Source organism: Rhizobium sp. LEGMi-198b (assembly GCF_054114205.1).
This window is the reverse complement of sequence record NZ_JBSYVH010000002.1, coordinates 452,377-469,819: the sequence shown is the minus strand read 5'-3', so window position 1 is coordinate 469,819 and position 17,443 is coordinate 452,377. Positions and strand designations below refer to the sequence as shown.

The window sequence follows — 17,443 nt, the reverse complement described above, 5'->3', positions numbered from 1 at the left end:
AAGCCATCAACTGAGCGGGATGTGCTCGCGCCTCGACTGCGGCGGCAATTTTCAACGATTGGCCCGGCACTTTCAACGGTTTCTCCTACATTCTTTCTCATGCGCGCGGAATAGAATGCCTGCTGCGGTTTTGGAGGATGACAAGGAGGCACGGCGATGAAGGTTCACACCGTAACTGGCGGCGAGGGATTGCGATTGCATGTTCGCGAGTGGGGAAGAGAGGACGCGCCGTCGATCCTCTTCATCCATGGGTGGTCACAGAACCATCTCTGCTGGAAAAACCAGTATGAAAGCACGCTTGCAGAGGATTTTCGTCTTGTAGCCCTGGACCTGCGCGGTCACGGCATGTCGGACGCTCCCCTTGAAGCGGAGTATTACAATGAACCGCAGCTTTGGGCAGACGATATCGCCGCCGTAATAGATCAACTGAACCTCGGCAAGCCGGTTCTTGTGGGCTGGTCCTATGCCGGCTTCATTATTTGCGACTATCTGCACGCCCATGGAACTGCCCATGTTGCGGGCATCAACTTTGTGGGCGCGGCGACCACGCTAAACAAGGCGGCGCTCGGCACCTTGATTGGCCCGGGCTTCCTCGACCATGTCATTGGCGCCACGAGCGACGATTTGCCCGGGAACATCGCAGCGATCCGCAATTTCGTGCGCGCGTGCACCTATTCGCAGCTACCTTCCGAGATATTCGAAACGGCCATTTGCTGGAATATGGCCGTGCCAGCGAAGGTCCGGGCTGCGTTGCTGGCCCGTGAGATCGATTCCGACGACGTACTGACAGCACTTGCTGTGCCTGTCCTTGTAACCCACGGCCAAGAGGACACTGTGGTCCTGCCGGCGATGGGGCGGCATCTTCTAGCATTGTGCCCGGGAGCGACCGCATCGTGGTATGCCGCAACAGGGCACGCACCTTTTCTGGAGGACCCTGGTCGGTTCAACAATGAGCTATACCGCTTTGCACATCATGGTGATCTTCGGAGTATCTAGCTATGTGAGCTCAAATTTTCGTACATCCTGGCAACCATCCTCAAGTTCGCGTGTTCTTTACACAGTCTCGAGGAGGACCAGGGAATGAAAACGATTCTATCTATCGCTGCGCTGACCCTATCGCTTTCTGCTGGCGTCAGTTTCGCCCAGCAAGCTCCGAATACAACGGCGCCGACGCCGCCGGCCCAACAGCCCACCCAGACAGAAACAGCGCCGCCGGCAAACTCGCCGCAACCACCAGCAATGGGCCAGCACCGACCTGATGACGATGCAATGCGAGGCGGTTGGCATAGGGGTTCAATGAACCGTCGTCCGTTCTTTTCCAAGGCGGCTCGTTTCCGCATCGAGAACGGCGATGTCAAAATAGACATCAAATGTGCCGAAGATGAACCCATGAAGGCATGTGCGGACGAGCTAAACCAAATTCTGGACAGGCTCGAGGGGCGGCGGTCCTCGTCGCGTTACGACGATGATGATCAATAGCCGAATGGGCGATCGGGATTGATTGTGGAAGGTTTTCCGATCCCGCTTTGGTCTAAATCATTGATTTTTGGTGGCTATGGCTTGCCCTCCCGGCACGCCACCTTTGAATTTATGCGCAGGACCAATTACAAGTGCCAGCGAGATGTTCTATTTGGTTTCCGGCATTTCCGGCCTTAAAGAAAAAACCGGACATGCTCGCAGGAAAGATATCCATGGCCATTAGTTCAGAACGCAACAGCTCCGATTTGTCGGTTGATCGCGAGTTTTTCGATCTGCTCACCGGAAGTTATGCCCGTATCGTCGGAACGCCTCTTGTCGACGAGGGGCTCGGACCGAGTTGGCTCTATAACGATGCTCCGTTCGTGGTCGTCGCGCATAATACCGATGCCGATCCGCGCTTCATTTATGCCAACAAGGCCGGCCAGGCTTGTTTCGAATATCCCTGGGACGAATTCATCACTTTGCCGTCGCGTCTCTCGGCGGAGCTTCCGAACCGTGCCGAACGTCAGCAATTGTTGGATGCGGTTACACGCGACGGCTTTATCTCGGGTTATCGCGGGTTGCGGTTCACGAAGTCGGGACGGCGCTTCTGGATGGAAGACGGCATCGTCTGGCAACTCATCGACCGCGACGGAAATCGGCGTGGGCAGGCGGCGACCTTTTCGAAGTGGAAAGACGTGTAGATCGGATCGGCCATAGCCTCGGTCTGTCGCAATCTGATGCTGGAGGATAATCATGCCACCGGCTCCAATATCGTTTCCCGTTCGATTTCGCGAAATAAGTCGTAATCGGTCTCCTTAGACTGTTCATACTCGATGGCGAACAGCTCGGCGGCGTGGCCGCCGGCGGGTGTCCTGTCGTTTTCGATCACGGCGGCAATGCGGCGGAACAGTTCGGCCTCAAAGCCGTCGGCATTGCCGAGGGGATGCGGCCGCGCCAATCGCGCGCCGCCATCCAGCCGGATCGCGGAGACATAAAACTCGCCATCATAGTCATCTCCCGCCGATGTCAGTTCGGCGCGACCATACAGGAGCAAGCCGGTCTCCCAACGGTCGCAGAGATTGATGGTGAGTTCATCGAATGGATATTCGCAGGAGAAAACTTCGCTGGGCATCATCACGCGGCCATTTGTGCAACCGACACGAGCGATTTTTCTGACAGGTGATGGATCTCTTCCATCAGCATCGCTCGATCCCTGGCAATCGACATTCCGAATGGCCGGGCATCGATGCGCAGCAATTCCAGTCTCAGATTTGCAATTCGCTCAGTGAGGCTCTGGTCTTCGGTTTTGGTCGCATCGGTTGCTTGCTGGCGTGCCCATGTCCAAGCCGTCGAGAGTGCACGGGCGAACCATTGGCGCCTGGCGGCCGCGGTCGAAGGCCGGCGCAGCCGCGTGTCACGGCGATAAAGCGTCCAAGCGGTGGTCATGACTTCGGATCTTGCATGCATGGATGGCGTTTTCCCTTCTGCATCCCGCGGGCTGCATTCAGCCGATTGCCGATCCGGTTTCGCTGGCTTCGCGCAAGATTTCTGGACTTGCGCGGGCTCATTCCGTCTCGGCCGATCGGCTCGTGAAAGGCAAACTTTCATATGGCACGATATATGTCAACATAATTTGTGTCTATTGATTGCAAAAAACACTATAAATGTTTAAGGCTTGTCTAGGAATAAGCGTCCGGCTCCGCTTCTAGTTAGTCGGAAGCGGATGACTGATGGGGCAGGGGAGAATCGGTTACGACCTATTTCCTGGCAATGTGTCCGCAAATGCGCCCGATAATCGTCAGCCGCGCCAATTCCACCGTAAAGGTTTCCAGTGCTGGATTGTCGGAGATGATCTTCACCTGGCTTGGCTGGGTGAAGGGAACGCGCTGGAGGCGTTTGATCTGCGGTTCGGAATAGCCGTCGCTGATCGCATAGACCGTATCGGTCGCCATCTGATTCTGCGAGAGATCAACGACGACGCGGTCGCCGGGCATGTAGGTGGGCTGCATGGAATCGCCGATCACTTCCATGATGATGGTGTGGTTCGGCGATGCCTTTGCCTCGTTGCGCAAATAGCCTGAGGGAATCAGCCATTCCGCCACGATCTTATGGCCGGCAACATTGCCTGCGCCGACCGGCAGATTGATAACCTCGCCGACAATGCCGCTGCCGGCGCCGAGTTTGACGTCCACCTCCGGCGTCGCGCCTTCGATCTTCGGCTGCCAATGTTCCCGACTGTAGCTGAGGTCATCGCCGCCTTCGGCAAATCCTTCATTGTATTGCTCATCGGGATCGAAGGAGGTGACCACCATGCGTGGCCCTGGCCGCTCCACCTTCCTTGGCCCTTCGCCCGTTAAAAGATAGCCGGCGGTGGTGCCGAACTTCTTGGCGTAGCGATCGGCGATCTCGGGGCCGAATTCGTTCTGGCCGTTTTCATGCGCACGATAGGTTGACAGGCCAATGCCAAGTGCCTCCGCCGCCTTCGTCGCCGAGGGATAGTTTGCGGCTTCGCGCGCCGCCTTTAGTCGTTCGCCCATGGATTTTTGCATGATCCAACACTCGCAAAATAATTAACATAAATCATGTTGACATCGACATTAATAACAACATATTTTGTGTCCATCAAGATACCGGCGGTTAAATTCGCTGCAGGCCGAAGTGCTGAGGCGAACGGCGCCTAGCGGAGGATGGTTTTGGGGAGTGATCGGATGATGTCAATTAGGAGGGACACAAAGGTGGGTTCGAGCTCACGCTATTTCGACTTCTTCTGGGGTTGCCCCGGCTGTGGCCGGGCATTGTCGATCGCGGAGGTGATCGAGCGGCACTGTGAAACTTGCGACGAGCATGTCGAGCCAACGGAAATGTCTGATCCCGGTTCGGTCGGGAGCGAGCCTGCTACGGAGAAAGCGATATGAGCGAGATCATTCAGGGTTTTCTCGCCTGCGTCGGCGCTGCTCTTTTCTTCCTTTGTGTTCTTGCCGCTCTGGAGCCGATTATTTCGTCTTCGAGGTCTGCTGGTCAGGATGATGCCAGCGGCGCGCCGGAGGGAGATCTGGTCCATTTTCGCATGATTGATGATGAGTTTCAGTCAGAGGCCAATCGAAGCGAGCTTCTAGGGCTTTGGTCACTCTGGTTGCGCTCCAGATTCCGCCCCCGATGACATGGCGCTGACAGCCTGCCGCTCGGCATTTGAACCATTTTCAAAACTTAATTCGAAGACCTGGTCTAGGCGACCAGAGGAGGTTTCCATGAATGAATTTCATCTGCGCGCCATCAATTGGCCGCTACCGGAAAAGGACGCCGCGGCCATGAACGCGACGGCGTTCGTGGTTGGTGTCTGCGCCATGTGGATCGCTGATCTGATTTTCGATTCGATTTCCCGATGGATTAGAGGTGGAAGGGCCGCACCCTGACTGCCACCGCTATATGCCGTATTGTCGCGTTGATTTCAGTTTTCTCCAATGCATTCGTCGGTTTTACTGTGCCGACCATTTCCCTATCTCGCCCTCTCCTTAACGGGAGAGGCCCCCTTTTGCGTTTGTGGTTTTTGTAATCGTTCCAGGCATTGCTTTTGCTGAGGCAAGTTTATTCCGGTCGTCAGCATGAGATCTTCATTCCATCGACAACCGCTATGGATACATCTGCACTAATCATTACCGCCACCGTTACTAGGCTGATAATGATGGCAGGCGGACTTTGGAGATGAAAGGCGCTTGTGATGAGCCAATGGCCAGATACCCGGATCCTTGACCTATTCGATATCGACATTCCCATTATCCAGGCTCCCATGGCAGGCGCGACGACGCCAGAAATGGTAATTGCAGTAAGCGAGGCTGGCGGTCTCGGATCCCTGCCGAGCGCTCAATACAATCCGGAGCAACTCCGCGCGGCTCTGGATATGATAAGAGCGGCAACGAAAAAGCCAATCAATGTGAACTTCTTCGCTCACACCATGCCTGAAGACGATCCTGCGCGGCACATGGCATGGCGAGCACGGCTTGCCCTCTACTATGTCGAAGCAGGGCTTGATCCTGCCGCACCGGTTCCGGCTGGCGGACGCGCGCCATTCGATACCTCCTTCTGTGAAATCGTAGAGGCCTACCGGCCTGAGGTCGTCAGCTTTCATTTTGGACTACCGGATGCGGATCTGGTCCGACGAGTGCGGGCAACCGGAGTAAAGATAATTTCGTCAGCGACTACGGTAGCGGAGGCGCGGTGGCTTGCCGAACGTGATGTCGACGCCATCATCGCCATGGGTTTCGAGGCTGGCGGCCATCGCGGCAATTTCCTGACGCAAGATATGGCGACGCAGGTCGGCACGATGGCGCTGGTGCCGCAGATTGCCGATGCTGTCACGGTCCCCGTCATTGCCGCCGGCGGAATTGCAGATGGGCGGGGGATTGCGGCAGCTTTCGCACTTGGCGCCTCCGCCGCGCAGATCGGCACGAGCTATCTGTTTACGCCCGAGGCGAAAATTCCCGCGGTCCATCGCGCGGCACTGGAGCATGCAGGCGACGATAATACGGCGTTGACCAATGTCTTCACCGGACGGCCGGCGAGGGGTGTGATGAACCGCATCATGCGAGAGGTGGGGCCACTCTCTCATCTGGTGCCCGCGTTTCCGACGGCCGGCGGTGCCTTGGCGCCACTGCGCGCCAAGGCCGAAGCGGCTGGTTCCGGTGATTTCACCAATCTTTGGTCCGGCCAAGCCGCCAAACTGGCGCAGTCACTCCCGTCGGCTGAGTTAACCGCGGTTTTGGCGAATGATGCGATCACCGTTATGAGACGGTTGGCAGGGCGTGGCTAACCAAGTAAATAAGGCTGGCCGCTAAACTCGCTGGGCGCGCTTTTGCTCGTCGCGGGCAAAAGAGGGGGAGACATCAATGGCTTTCTCGGCTGATCTGGCAGATCGTTTTGCCGTTTCTACATGGTCGCTGCACCGCGCGCTCGGCAGCACTTATCCTTACAAGCCCGGCGGCACGGATGCCCCAGCGCGGCAACCGACTTATGGGGAAGGCTCGATCGCTCTGATCGATCTCCCGAGACAGTTTGCCGAACGCGGCATCTTCCGGATGGAAATCTGCTCGTTTCATTTGCCGAGCCGTTTGACTGCTTACATCGCCGATCTGCGGAATGCCTTCGACAAGGCAGGCGTCAAAGTGCAGACGCTGTTGGTTGAAGACGGCGATCTCAGTAATCCTGAGACGGCGGAGCGTGACGCTGAATGGATGGCGAGCTGGATCGAGGTCGCCATGGCGCTCGGCGCCGAGAATATGCGCGTGATTGCCGGTAAGGCGCAGCCGACTGACGAAGCGCTGAGCCGGGCAGAAAAACATCTTCGTTGGCTGGCCGAGCGGATTGCCGGAACCGGTATCCGACTTGTTATCGAAAACTGGTTCTCGCTGCTGCCGGGGCCGGTCGAGGTCAACCGTGTGCTTGACGCGCTTGACGGCAAGCTTGGTCTCAACGGCGATTTCGGCAATTGGAGCGGCGCGGGCAAATATGGCGATCTCGCCAAGATCATCGGTCGCGCCGAACTCTGCCATGCCAAAGCGCATTATTCGGAAACAGGCCTCGATACCGAGGATTATGTTCGCTGCGTCGAACTCTCCAATGCTGCGGGCTACAAAGGCCCGTTCACGCTGATCTACGACTCCTCGTTTTATGAGGACGAATGGTCGGGGATTTTGGAGGAGCGGGATTGTATCGCGGGCGTGTTGCGGAAGGCCACAACGGCGGCATGACGGCGCCATGATTGCTGCGGAGATCCAGCTCTGCCGCGATTATGCTTCGCGCATGGGCAAATCCCGCGCTTCCGATTTATCCACGAATTGCGGCGAGGCGCGCCTTCTGCCGATGAGGCCGCAGCACAGGCGCTATGAATTTCAGTGAAATTCGTAATCGTGAAGGGCGCCGAGCAGTCGATCCTGTGTCTGATAGCCAGCGTCATAGAGGCTGATCGCGACGTTGGCCGCGGACAGGCCTTCCTGGCTTTGCAGTTTGATGCTGCGTTCGGCACACCAGGCGTAGAGCGCGCCAGCAAGGATATCGACATCATCGGGATATAGGGGCGAGTTGACCATCATAGACATTCGCTACACCGTGGTTGGAAGCTCGAACTTGAGCGGAAGCGGAGCAAAGACTGCTTTGATTCCAAAAGTTTGCAATCGGCTTCTCTTGCCGGCGTTAACGCCTGCCTGATTTGATACAGATACAGTTTCGTATCGGCACAGGTGCTTGCTCGAAGGAGACTATTGCGGTGTCTGGTCCGGCGCGTGCGGTGCTGGATTTTCGATCTGTTCCCTGCCGTTATGCGGTACAACGAACAGCAGGACACCCAGCGCAAGGGCGAGTGCCACCATGATCAAAAGGATAAGTCTCGGCCGCGAAGGCATCATTGATGAACCGGCTGCGACGCCTCGACCGCTGCTTCGATCAATTCCTCGGCATAAGATAGGGCGGAGGCTGTGTCCTCGCCATCGAGTTTCAGTTCCCGGCATTTGCGGTGCATGGCCCTGCGAATGTCTGCAAGCAGGGTCGCGTCGACATCGACATGCCCCTCGAAGAAAACATGAGTCAGAGCAGATTGGGCTACGACTTCGAGTACTGCGACACGTCCCTCGATTTCGCCAAGCGAAGGAATGGCGTTTTTCTCCACATGGTGTTTGCAATCGCGATGAGTGGTGAGCATTTCAGTGGTCTCCTCTGCTGAGGCAGATAACCAATGAGAGGCAAAAAGGTTCACTGAGATTTTACGAAAATCTGGGCCGGTGGCAACTGGCTTTTCGCCGCGATGTCATTGCCGGGAAGGCGTACGGAAACGGGTCATTTCATAGGGCAGAGGTTCGCATCCGACAGGACATCGGCGCAGCGAGGCGAGCGGCGAAAATCGTCGTAATAGAGTGTCCATTCCGTCGTGTCGGCGGCGCGATAGGGGCCGAACTTGAAATACTGATTTTTGCCTAAACCCTTGTCGGCATGACCGATATGTCCCTTGACGGTGACAATCCATTTATCGTTGGCGAAGATCTCGATATGGCCGGTACCGTCAGGGCCAGGCTTGCTGTAGATCGCAAAGTCGATCCAGCCGGATTCCGGTGTCGGTAATTTATTGCCATGGTCGGTGATGGTGATGGCACTGGTGCAGCCGGTGAATTCCTTGCCATCCTCCTTACCCCAACTGCTGTCGGTGGCGACAAGGGCTCGCATCTGATTGGTGTCCGAGCGGAACCAGACCGGCGTCTGATTGTCAGCACACTTCTTTGTTGCGTCGCTGACCTCGGTTGTCGGTGGAGCGACATAGTTGGTCTCGACTGTGGCGAAGAGCTTGCCGTTGTTCAGTCGCAGCGCCAGGAAAGGACTGAAATCTCCCTTTGCCTTCGGTCCGATCTCGCGCTTCCACTGCGCAATGAGATAGCGATGATCACCGGAGGGAATAGGGTCGGCGAATTTGACCGCAAAGCCATACCAGACGCCTTGGTTATAGGGGACGCGATATTTGGTGCGTTCCCAGATTTCTGCTCGTTCACTGCAGTTCGTCTTGTCCGGTTGGCAGAGCGGCTTGACGCTGAGCTTCAGCGCGCCGGTGCCGGTGCGCTTTACTTCCGATTGGAATTCGATCTTGCCAGCTTTCTGTTCGGAATTGTCACGATAATAGAGATGGCCTGAAGGGGAGAAGTCGGTACCATCGAAACCATCGCGCAGAACCAATTGAGCTGGATTCTCGGCCATAGCGGGAGTCATGGCGCAGGTGCAAGTGCAGGCCAGGATAGCGGGCAGTGCATATTTTGCGTTCATGACAGCAGGCTCCTTCAGCGGATGATCGTGGAATACTATCAATGACCTGTTCGTCTTCGAGGGGCAAGAGGAGGCGACTTTGGGTAAGTGATCAGCGGCAGATGTCGATCTTGTGCTCGGCCAGAAGTGGCGGCTCGGTTTCGACATACCGAAGAGATAAGTAGACAAATCATCTCGTTCGCGTTTGATAAGCCGGCCAATTCTGGAGGAAGGATTTTCCATGACGATCGAACACGACCTCAGCCGCATCGCCCTGCAAGAGGAGACGCTGCGCTTCGATGCTTTCGATCTTTCGACCGCGTGGGTGCTTGGCAAGTTGCTGCATGACCTTGCCAGCGAACGCAATTTGGGTGTCGCGATCGACATCACATTGCATTCCATGCCGGTCTTCTACATCGCGCTGCCTGGCTCGACGCCGGACAATTCCAACTGGATCCGCCGTAAGCGCAATATGGTGTTGCGCTATTTCCGCAGCAGTTATGCCAGCACTCTGCGACTGGAGCAGCAGGGCAAGACAATCGAGCACAACGGCCTTTCAAGCGCCGACTATGCTGCATCCGGCGGCAGCTTTCCGATCTTCGTCCACGGCACGGGTTGCATCGGCGCAGTCACCGTATCGGGACTTCCGCAGCGTGAAGACCACAATCTCGTCGTTGAGGCTCTGGCGCTCACGCTTGGCCACGAACTGCATAATCTCAGCCTGTCATAAAAGAGGATCGCGGCGTCCGACTTAGCGGACGCCGCCCTTCATCTCAGATTTTGCCGCCAGCCTCGGCGATGACTTTGGTCAGGCTGCCTGTTGCCGGGAAGAGGGGGATGAGGCAGGCCTGGAGGGCGTGATAAATATCGCCCTTGCCGGGGAAAATCGTATGGGCGGGAACCAAGTCTTCCGTGAGTTCCTCATGCCACCCACCATTCTTATTGTCGATGAAGAAGCGGCCGATGGTGCCCCAGATCTTTCGATAGCTCTCCTCGTGGAAATCGCTCGGCACATGTTCGTTGAGATAGTGCGCGGCACCGGCGCCTTCGCATGCCGGCCACCAGAGCTTGTTGCGTTTGGCCGGCGTATCAGCCCAATCGAGCGTATAGAAGAAGCCGCCTTTGTTGCTGTCCCAACCCAGTGACATCGATTGAGAGAACAGACCCTTGGCGGCATCCGGCATCCAGTCGTGCTGCTTGCCGCCGAGAGACCAGAGCTGCAGGACGAGGCGCGCCCATTCCAACCAATGGCCGGGCGTCGTGCCCGAGGGGCGGAACATTTCGTTGCCGCGATACTCCTTGTCGAGTTCCCAGTCGGTATTGAAATGTTCGGCGACGCGCCAGCCGACGGAACCGGCGGAGCGGCGAATGACGAGATCGGCGATGCTTTCGGCTTTGTCGAGGTATGTTTTATTTTCGGTCGCTTCGAAGGCTGCCATCAGCGCTTCCGTCAGGTGCATATTGGAATTCTGGCCGCGATAGGCGCCGCCATCGATCGGCGACCAATCCTGGTTGAACTCCTCGGCGATGGCGCCGTGTTTTGCCTCCCAGAATTTCGCGTTCAGAATTTCGGTGACATCGGCAAGCATGCCGTCAGCAAGCGGATGACCAATGGTCTTGGCGGAGGAGGCGGCGAGCAGCACAAAAGCGTGGCCATAGCCTTGCTTGGTAGCATCGACGGGGCCATCATTGTTGAGCGACCAGACATATCCGCCATGGGTGGCATCACGGTGATGCTTCCAGAGATAGTTCATGCCATGATCGACAATATCCTCGGAGCCGGGGCGACCGAGCAGCGAACCGATCGAGAAGCAATGAACCATACGCGCGGTCGAATGAATGCCCCGCACAGGGTTGGCTGCATCGAGCGGCCTGCCGGCATCATCCATATCGTAGAATCCACCCTTAGGATTGATGCAGCGATATTGGAAGAAATCGAAAAGCCCGCTTGCCTGATCAAGCAACCAACGGCGGTGATAGGCCCGCGAGCTCCAATTGCCGAGTGCTGCCGTTTCACGCTGTATGCCCATGCTATCCTCCCAAGACTCTTTTGCCACAAGCCGTATAGCGCTGCCTGAAAGCACTGTCATGGCTTTAACCAATGAAACTGTGTCGGCTGCCTCGCGTTGTCCATGCCTATAGGGGTTGGCGGGCGATCGCATCGATATTTTTTGGACACGCGGCAAACTGGAGCAGCATTATTCTTGCGCCGCGCTTCTCCAAGGCATAGATATGTTGACATAAAGATATCTTTATGTGATCTGGATGCGTCGCAATCAGGCCAGTGGAGTTCGCATATGTTTGACAATCTTTTTGGCTCGGAAACAGCGAAACGCGATGGCAGTGAAGTCTTCTCGGCCCTGAAGCGGGCAGCGAGCGAGCGAATCCTTGTGCTTGACGGCGCCATGGGGACACAAATCCAAGGGCTCGGCTTCGACGAGGATCATTTCCGCGGCGATCGCTTTATTGGCTGCGCCTGTCATCAAAAGGGCAATAACGACCTTCTGATTCTCACTCAGCCTGATGCTATCGAGGAAATCCATTACCGCTATGCCAAGGCCGGCGCGGATATTCTGGAGACCAATACGTTCTCTTCGACCCGCATTGCCCAGGCCGATTATCAGATGGAAGGCGCGGTTTACGACCTCAACAAGGAGGGTGCGGCAGTTGCCCGCCGGGCGGCGATCCGTGCCGAACGCGAGGACGGCAGGCGCCGTTTTGTCGCTGGCGCCATCGGCCCGACCAACCGCACCGCTTCGATTTCCCCTGATGTCAACAATCCCGGTTATCGTGCGGTAAGCTTCGACGATCTGCGACTGGCCTATGGCGAGCAGATCGACGGCCTGATTGATGGCGGTGCCGATATCATCCTGATCGAAACAATCTTCGATACGCTGAACGCCAAGGCGGCGATTTTTGCCTGCGAGGAGCGTTTCGAGGCTAAGGGCGTCCGCTTGCCGGTGATGATCTCGGGGACGATCACCGATCTTTCCGGCCGGACGCTCTCCGGCCAGACGCCGTCGGCCTTCTGGAATTCGGTGCGCCATGCCAGCCCCTTCACCATCGGCCTCAATTGTGCACTTGGCGCGAATGCCATGCGGCCGCATCTGCAGGAACTTTCGGCCATTGCCGATACCTTCGTCTGCGCCTATCCCAATGCCGGCCTGCCGAACGAATTCGGCCAATATGACGAAACGCCTGAGATGATGGCGGCGCAGGTTGAAGCTTTTGCGCGAGACGGCCTTGTCAACATTGTCGGCGGCTGCTGCGGCTCGACGCCGGAACATATCGCCGCAATCGCTCAGGCGGTTTCGAAATACCAGCCGCGCCAGCTTGCGGCGCACCGCCCATTTATGTCGCTCTCCGGCCTGGAGCCCTTCGAGCTGACCAAAGACATTCCGTTCGTCAATGTCGGCGAGCGGACCAACGTTACCGGCTCGGCAAAATTCCGCAAACTGATCACCAATGCCGACTACACGGCAGCGTTGGCCGTTGCTCGCGACCAGGTCGAAAACGGTGCGCAGGTGATCGATATCAACATGGATGAGGGTCTGATCGATTCCGAAAAGGCGATGGTCGAGTTCCTCAACCTGATCGCCGCCGAGCCGGATATCGCCCGTGTGCCCGTCATGATCGACAGCTCGAAATTCTCAATCATCGAAGCCGGTCTAAAATGTGTGCAGGGCAAACCGATCGTCAACTCTATCTCGTTGAAAGAGGGCGAGGAGAATTTCCTTAAGCAAGCCCGGCTGCTGCGCAATTATGGCGCTGCCGTCGTCGTCATGGCGTTCGACGAGCAGGGGCAGGCCGACAGCTATCAGCGCAAGGTCGAGATCTGTGCGCGCGCCTACAAGCTTCTGACTGAAGAGGCGGGGCTGCCGCCGGAAGACATTATCTTCGATCCGAATATCTTCGCGGTCGCGACCGGCATCGAGGAGCACAACAATTACGGCGTCGATTTCATCGAGGCGACGCGAACGATCCGCCAGACCATGCCTTTGGTCCATATCTCAGGTGGCGTTTCAAATCTTTCCTTCTCCTTCCGCGGCAACGAACCGGTGCGCGAGGCGATGCATGCCGTATTTCTCTACCATGCCATTCAGGCGGGCATGGACATGGGCATCGTCAATGCCGGCCAGCTCGCAGTTTATGACAACATCGATCCCGAGCTGCGCGACGCCTGCGAGGATGTCGTTCTTAACCGCCGGCCCGACGGCACCGAGCGGCTGCTCGAAATAGCCGAGCGTTTTCGCGGTGCCGGTAACCGGGAATCAAAGGTACAGGATCTCGCCTGGCGGGACTGGCCGGTCGAGAAGCGGCTCGAGCACGCGCTGGTCAACGGTATCACTGAATATATCGAAGCGGATACCGAAGAGGCGCGGCAAAAGGCCGAGCGACCGCTGCACGTAATCGAAGGTCCGTTAATGGCTGGCATGAATGTCGTCGGCGACCTCTTCGGTTCGGGTAAGATGTTCCTGCCGCAGGTAGTAAAGTCGGCCCGCGTCATGAAACAGGCCGTTGCCGTGCTGCTGCCTTATATGGAGGCGGAAAAGCTCGCCAATGGCGGCAACAGCGAACGCCAGGCGGCGGGCAAGGTGCTGATGGCGACCGTCAAGGGCGATGTGCATGATATCGGCAAGAACATCGTCGGCGTCGTGCTTGCCTGCAACAATTACGAAATCATCGATCTCGGCGTCATGGTGCCGGCGACGAAGATCCTGGAAACGGCAATCGCCGAGAAGGTCGATATCATCGGCCTCTCCGGCCTGATCACCCCGTCCCTGGACGAGATGGTGCATGTTGCTTCGGAAATGGAGCGGCAGGGGTTCGACATTCCACTGCTGATCGGCGGTGCAACCACCAGCCGCGTGCACACCGCCGTGAAGATCCATCCACGCTATGAGAAGGGCCAAACTGTCTATGTCACCGATGCCAGCCGTGCCGTAGGTGTCGTCTCGGCGCTATTGTCGCCGGAGGCTAAGCAGGGCTATGTCGATACCGTTCGCGCGGAATATGCCAAGGTTGTCGCTGCGCATGCCCGCAGCGAGGCGGAGAAGGTGCGGCTGCCGCTCGCAAGGGCGCGTGAGAATGCGGAGAAGGTTGATTGGGCGAATTACAAGCCTGTGACGCCGCAGTTCTTTGGAACGAAGGTGTTCGAGAATTACGATCTGGCAGAGCTTGCCACATACATTGACTGGACGCCGTTCTTCCAGACCTGGGAGTTGAAGGGCCGTTTCCCGGCCATCCTCGAAGACGAGAAACAGGGTGAGGCGGCGCGGCAGCTTTATGCCGATGCACAGGCCATGCTCGAAAAGATCATCGCGGAGAACTGGTTCCGCCCGCGCGCCGTTGTAGGCTTCTGGCCGGCAGGCACGGTCGGCGATGATATCAGATTGTTCACCGATGAGGGCCGCACCGACGAACTCGCGACCTTCTATACACTGCGCCAGCAATTGTCGAAGCGGGATGGCCGCCCGAACGTGGCGCTATCGGATTTCGTAGCGCCCGTTTCGAGTGGCGTCGGCGACTATGTCGGCGGTTTCGTCGTCACGGCCGGGATCGAGGAAATCGCCATCGCCGAGCGTTTTGAGCGCGCCAATGACGATTATTCTTCGATCCTCGTTAAGGCGCTCGCCGATCGCTTCGCCGAGGCTTTTGCCGAACGGATGCATGAGCGGGTACGGCGCGAGTTCTGGGGCTATGCCAAGGATGAAAACCTCGACGGCGACGAGCTGCTGGCGGAGGCCTATGCCGGCATCCGCCCTGCGCCGGGCTATCCTGCCCAGCCCGACCACACCGAAAAAGAAACTCTGTTCCGTCTGCTCGATGCGGAAGCTGCAACCGGTGTGAAGCTCACCGAAAGCTACGCCATGTGGCCCGGTTCCTCCGTCTCCGGACTCTATATCGGCCATCCCGACTCCTATTATTTCGGTGTAGCCAAGGTCGAGCGAGATCAGGTGGAAGACTACGCGGCCCGCAAGGACATGCCGATTGCGGAGGTGGAACGCTGGCTGGGACCGGTGCTCAACTATGTGCCGGAAAGCCGCGATACCGCAGTGGATGACGCGGCATGATGATCTGATTTGACGGTGGAGTGGAAAATGCGAGTGAGGGATGCTCGTTAACTCAACCCTACGTCGCTCCGATCGTCAGCTCCGCAACAAAGTCATAAGCGTCTCCTCGATAGAGCGAGCGGGTAAATTCCACGGCGCGACCGGAGCCGAGGTAGGAGATGCGTTCGATCGACAGGCCTGCAGCCCCGACGGGAACGCCTAGCAGGCCGGCGTCGGCCTCTTTCATGTTGGTCGCGGAGATACGTTGGACGGCACGGACCGGGCGGACCTGGCGCTTTTCGAGCTCGGCATAAAGCGACGCGGTCACTGTGGATGGGTCCGGCAGGAACTCGCCGGAGACGCTGGCATGTTCGATGGCCAGCGGCTGGTCGTCGGCGATGCGCAGACGGCTGAGGCGGGAAACCTTGGTGCCGGCGGCAAGGCCGAGGATCATCATTTCATCGGGCGAGGGGGTGTGCACGCCCTTATGCAGCCATTCGGAGCGTGCTGTCATGCCCCGCCGTGCCATGTCTTCAGTGAAGGACGTTAGCTGCGACAGGCGCTGTTCGACTTTGGAGACCGGCTTGGCGACGAACGTGCCGGAGCCATGGCGACGGACAAGGATGCCCTCCGCCACGAGATCGTCGATCGCCTTGCGTACCGTCACGCGGCTGACGGCTGCATATTCGGCTATATCGCGTTCCGGCGGCAAGGCATCGCCATGTTTCAGCGTGCCAGCCTTGACGGCGTCTTCGAGCGTGCGGCGCAGCTTGACATAAAGCGGGCCGGTGCCGCCGGCGAGAAGGCGTTCCGGCGAGAAGATATGGCTTAAATCCTCGGTCATGGCGTGCTCCCCATGTCTTTTTGCAGGAGCTTGGCCGCCAGTTCGACCGCGCCGCGCAATACGTCGCCTTTCGGTTCCGCGAGAAGCGCCTTGTGTCGCGAAGCGAGCCAGGGATGATATGCCTTCGAGAGACCGCCCAGTAGGCAGATCGCCGGGCATTCGGGCCAAAGCAGCGTGTCGAGGCTTTCGGCGATAGCGTTCACCGCTGTCTTGACGATGCCGATAGCGACCACATCGTCCCTTTCGGCATGTTCAAAGACCATCGGCGCGTAACGCGCAAAATCTTTCGGTTTGGAAGCATGCGCGAATTCGACGATGCGTTCGGGATCGCCGCCGAATTCAGCCATGATCTTTTCGGTGATTGGCGAGGGTGGCTGCACCTTGTCGTGCGCCAGAAGTGAGCGCTCCAGCAGATCGCGGCCGAGACGCGCACCACTGGCCTGGTCGCCAACGACAAAGCCCCAGCCACCGATGCCCCAAATCTTGCCGTCGCGTCGAGCATTGTAGACGGAACCGGTGCCGAATGCGCCGATTATCCCATCGGCATCGCCGAGCGCACCCTGAAGCGCTATCGTCGCGTCGGTGACGACATGGCTGTTTGCAAAGGGCAGCGCTTTTTCGATGCGCTTGCCATAGTCACCGACGTTGGCGCCGGCCGTGCCGACAACGGCGGGCAGTGTATGGACCAACTCCGGATCGAGTCCGGCGTCGCTGAGGGCTTCTCGGGCGGATGCGACGATGTTGACCAAAGAGTTTTCGAGATCGGAAAGGATATTGGCTGCCCCCGCCTTGCCGTTACCGAGGACTTTACCCAGCCTGTCTGTCACAGCAGCGCGGCAGCTTGTTCCCCCGCCGTCGATACCGATCGCAAACTCCGTCATCACACCCTCCGGATAACCACCCGTTCCCCATTTTTTCCTACAATACCAAAAAAATACCATTTACCAATAGGCAATGCGTCGCTTTTTGTGTTTCTGTATCATATTGAAAAATATCGATAAAATTTTTTATCGGCTTTTCCGACTCAGAAAAGTTAAATTTCGGCTGGACAATTGGTATTTTTTTGGCCTTAATTCTTGCAAGGGAACAGTTCGAACAGGCATCGGCAGAACCGGCAGAATAACAATAGCCGGAACGCCAAGCAGAAGGTGGCGGACCTCTGCCGTTGTCAGGAGCCGCGTAGATCAAACAGGGTCTGCGCGACGGCGTTCGTCACGAATTTCCCGTGTGTTGAGTTTCTTGTGTCCTTGTCCGGTCGTCCGGCGGGTCACGATTGATCGGGCCGATCAGGCACAGTGCCTTGCGCCCT

19 protein-coding genes are annotated in these 17,443 nt (G+C 57.6%); 10 read left to right on the top strand and 9 right to left on the bottom strand.

Translation table 11 applies throughout. From position 1 onward, the window contains the following. The first annotated feature begins 156 nt into the window (after positions 1-156). From ACXHXG_RS08960 to ACXHXG_RS08950, 3 genes are all read left to right on the top strand, one after another. Complete coding sequence (locus tag ACXHXG_RS08960) at positions 157-996, top strand: alpha/beta fold hydrolase (protein ID WP_457899069.1); 840 nt, start codon at positions 157-159, stop codon at positions 994-996. Between the two features lie 84 nt (positions 997-1,080). Next, positions 1,081-1,479 carry a hypothetical protein gene (locus ACXHXG_RS08955; RefSeq protein WP_457899068.1) on the top strand — a complete coding sequence of 133 codons (399 nt, stop codon included), beginning with the start codon at positions 1,081-1,083 and terminating at the stop codon, positions 1,477-1,479. 212 nt (positions 1,480-1,691) lie between these two features. Then, on the top strand, positions 1,692-2,162 hold the full coding sequence (locus ACXHXG_RS08950) for an MEKHLA domain-containing protein (protein ID WP_457899067.1): 471 nt from the start codon (positions 1,692-1,694) through the stop codon (positions 2,160-2,162). A gap of 50 nt (positions 2,163-2,212) precedes the next feature. Here ACXHXG_RS08950 and ACXHXG_RS08945 read toward each other — a convergent pair whose 3' ends face one another. The 3 genes from ACXHXG_RS08945 to ACXHXG_RS08935 form a co-directional block, all read right to left on the bottom strand. Beyond that, positions 2,213-2,593: a hypothetical protein gene (locus tag ACXHXG_RS08945; protein WP_457899066.1), complete on the bottom strand. Its 381-nt coding sequence runs from the start codon at positions 2,591-2,593 to the stop codon at positions 2,213-2,215. A 2-nt stretch (positions 2,594-2,595) separates the two neighbouring features. After that, entirely contained in the window at positions 2,596-2,928 is a 333-nt protein-coding gene (locus tag ACXHXG_RS08940; RefSeq protein ID WP_457899065.1) for a hypothetical protein, read from the bottom strand. Between the two features lie 290 nt (positions 2,929-3,218). Continuing rightward, the gene (locus tag ACXHXG_RS08935) at positions 3,219-4,010 is read right to left on the bottom strand and encodes a S24 family peptidase (protein WP_283051153.1); all 792 of its coding nucleotides are present in this window, start codon (positions 4,008-4,010) and stop codon (positions 3,219-3,221) included. A gap of 162 nt (positions 4,011-4,172) precedes the next feature. On the opposite strand from ACXHXG_RS08935, the gene ACXHXG_RS08930 reads away from it, so the two are divergent. From ACXHXG_RS08930 to ACXHXG_RS08910, 5 genes are all read left to right on the top strand, one after another. Then, on the top strand, positions 4,173-4,376 hold the full coding sequence (locus ACXHXG_RS08930) for a hypothetical protein (protein WP_457899498.1): 204 nt from the start codon (positions 4,173-4,175) through the stop codon (positions 4,374-4,376). Further along, positions 4,373-4,621, top strand: coding sequence for a hypothetical protein (locus ACXHXG_RS08925; RefSeq protein WP_457899064.1), 249 nt, complete (start codon positions 4,373-4,375; stop codon positions 4,619-4,621). Before ACXHXG_RS08930 ends, ACXHXG_RS08925 begins: the two co-directional genes overlap by 4 nt. An 88-nt stretch (positions 4,622-4,709) precedes the next feature. Continuing rightward, complete coding sequence (locus ACXHXG_RS08920) at positions 4,710-4,874, top strand: hypothetical protein (RefSeq protein WP_457899063.1); 165 nt, start codon at positions 4,710-4,712, stop codon at positions 4,872-4,874. A 305-nt stretch (positions 4,875-5,179) separates the two neighbouring features. Continuing rightward, positions 5,180-6,268, top strand: a complete 1,089-nt coding sequence (locus ACXHXG_RS08915; protein ID WP_104823623.1) for an NAD(P)H-dependent flavin oxidoreductase — start codon at positions 5,180-5,182, stop codon at positions 6,266-6,268. Between the two features lie 76 nt (positions 6,269-6,344). Continuing rightward, complete coding sequence (locus ACXHXG_RS08910; protein WP_457899062.1) at positions 6,345-7,205, top strand: sugar phosphate isomerase/epimerase family protein; 861 nt, start codon at positions 6,345-6,347, stop codon at positions 7,203-7,205. Positions 7,206-7,346: 141 nt separating this feature from the next. On the opposite strand, the gene ACXHXG_RS08905 is transcribed toward ACXHXG_RS08910, so the two are convergent. The 3 genes from ACXHXG_RS08905 to ACXHXG_RS08895 form a co-directional block, all read right to left on the bottom strand. Continuing rightward, the gene (locus tag ACXHXG_RS08905) at positions 7,347-7,553 is read right to left on the bottom strand and encodes a hypothetical protein (protein WP_104823621.1); all 207 of its coding nucleotides are present in this window, start codon (positions 7,551-7,553) and stop codon (positions 7,347-7,349) included. Positions 7,554-7,855: 302 nt separating this feature from the next. Further along, the gene (locus ACXHXG_RS08900) at positions 7,856-8,152 is read right to left on the bottom strand and encodes a hypothetical protein (protein ID WP_104823620.1); all 297 of its coding nucleotides are present in this window, start codon (positions 8,150-8,152) and stop codon (positions 7,856-7,858) included. Positions 8,153-8,286: 134 nt separating this feature from the next. Then, positions 8,287-9,258, bottom strand: a complete 972-nt coding sequence (locus ACXHXG_RS08895; protein WP_104823619.1) for a polysaccharide lyase family 20 protein — start codon at positions 9,256-9,258, stop codon at positions 8,287-8,289. 220 nt (positions 9,259-9,478) lie between these two features. Between ACXHXG_RS08895 and ACXHXG_RS08890 the strand changes: the two genes are divergently transcribed. Further along, the gene (locus tag ACXHXG_RS08890) at positions 9,479-9,967 is read left to right on the top strand and encodes a heme-degrading domain-containing protein (RefSeq protein WP_457899061.1); all 489 of its coding nucleotides are present in this window, start codon (positions 9,479-9,481) and stop codon (positions 9,965-9,967) included. 43 nt (positions 9,968-10,010) lie between these two features. On the opposite strand, the gene ACXHXG_RS08885 is transcribed toward ACXHXG_RS08890, so the two are convergent. Continuing rightward, positions 10,011-11,267 carry an AGE family epimerase/isomerase gene (locus ACXHXG_RS08885; protein ID WP_457899060.1) on the bottom strand — a complete coding sequence of 419 codons (1,257 nt, stop codon included), beginning with the start codon at positions 11,265-11,267 and terminating at the stop codon, positions 10,011-10,013. Between the two features lie 267 nt (positions 11,268-11,534). Here ACXHXG_RS08885 and metH point away from each other — a divergent pair, with 267 nt between their 5' ends. Next, entirely contained in the window at positions 11,535-15,311 is a 3,777-nt protein-coding gene (gene metH, locus ACXHXG_RS08880; RefSeq protein ID WP_457899059.1) for a methionine synthase, read from the top strand. Positions 15,312-15,369: 58 nt separating this feature from the next. Here the strand turns inward: metH and ACXHXG_RS08875 are convergent, their stop codons facing one another. Continuing rightward, entirely contained in the window at positions 15,370-16,134 is a 765-nt protein-coding gene (locus ACXHXG_RS08875; RefSeq protein ID WP_457899058.1) for a GntR family transcriptional regulator, read from the bottom strand. Continuing rightward, a complete protein-coding gene (locus tag ACXHXG_RS08870) occupies positions 16,131-17,015 on the bottom strand; it encodes a glucosamine kinase nucleotide-binding domain-containing protein (RefSeq protein ID WP_457899057.1) in 885 nt (294 codons plus the stop codon). The genes ACXHXG_RS08875 and ACXHXG_RS08870 overlap by 4 nt, the downstream gene beginning before the upstream one ends. Positions 17,016-17,443 lie beyond the last annotated feature (428 nt).

Coding starts and splice junctions, on each gene's coding strand:
- ACXHXG_RS08960 (WP_457899069.1), top strand. CDS start 157: ATGAAGGTTCACACCGTAACTGGCGGCGAGGGATTGCGATTGCATGTT.
- ACXHXG_RS08955 (WP_457899068.1), top strand. CDS start 1,081: ATGAAAACGATTCTATCTATCGCTGCGCTGACCCTATCGCTTTCTGCT.
- ACXHXG_RS08950 (WP_457899067.1), top strand. CDS start 1,692: ATGGCCATTAGTTCAGAACGCAACAGCTCCGATTTGTCGGTTGATCGC.
- ACXHXG_RS08945 (WP_457899066.1), bottom strand. CDS start 2,593: ATGCCCAGCGAAGTTTTCTCCTGCGAATATCCATTCGATGAACTCACC.
- ACXHXG_RS08940 (WP_457899065.1), bottom strand. CDS start 2,928: ATGCATGCAAGATCCGAAGTCATGACCACCGCTTGGACGCTTTATCGC.
- ACXHXG_RS08935 (WP_283051153.1), bottom strand. CDS start 4,010: ATGCAAAAATCCATGGGCGAACGACTAAAGGCGGCGCGCGAAGCCGCA.
- ACXHXG_RS08930 (WP_457899498.1), top strand. CDS start 4,173: ATGTCAATTAGGAGGGACACAAAGGTGGGTTCGAGCTCACGCTATTTC.
- ACXHXG_RS08925 (WP_457899064.1), top strand. CDS start 4,373: ATGAGCGAGATCATTCAGGGTTTTCTCGCCTGCGTCGGCGCTGCTCTT.
- ACXHXG_RS08920 (WP_457899063.1), top strand. CDS start 4,710: ATGAATGAATTTCATCTGCGCGCCATCAATTGGCCGCTACCGGAAAAG.
- ACXHXG_RS08915 (WP_104823623.1), top strand. CDS start 5,180: ATGAGCCAATGGCCAGATACCCGGATCCTTGACCTATTCGATATCGAC.
- ACXHXG_RS08910 (WP_457899062.1), top strand. CDS start 6,345: ATGGCTTTCTCGGCTGATCTGGCAGATCGTTTTGCCGTTTCTACATGG.
- ACXHXG_RS08905 (WP_104823621.1), bottom strand. CDS start 7,553: ATGTCTATGATGGTCAACTCGCCCCTATATCCCGATGATGTCGATATC.
- ACXHXG_RS08900 (WP_104823620.1), bottom strand. CDS start 8,152: ATGCTCACCACTCATCGCGATTGCAAACACCATGTGGAGAAAAACGCC.
- ACXHXG_RS08895 (WP_104823619.1), bottom strand. CDS start 9,258: ATGAACGCAAAATATGCACTGCCCGCTATCCTGGCCTGCACTTGCACC.
- ACXHXG_RS08890 (WP_457899061.1), top strand. CDS start 9,479: ATGACGATCGAACACGACCTCAGCCGCATCGCCCTGCAAGAGGAGACG.
- ACXHXG_RS08885 (WP_457899060.1), bottom strand. CDS start 11,267: ATGGGCATACAGCGTGAAACGGCAGCACTCGGCAATTGGAGCTCGCGG.
- metH (WP_457899059.1), top strand. CDS start 11,535: ATGTTTGACAATCTTTTTGGCTCGGAAACAGCGAAACGCGATGGCAGT.
- ACXHXG_RS08875 (WP_457899058.1), bottom strand. CDS start 16,134: ATGACCGAGGATTTAAGCCATATCTTCTCGCCGGAACGCCTTCTCGCC.
- ACXHXG_RS08870 (WP_457899057.1), bottom strand. CDS start 17,015: ATGACGGAGTTTGCGATCGGTATCGACGGCGGGGGAACAAGCTGCCGC.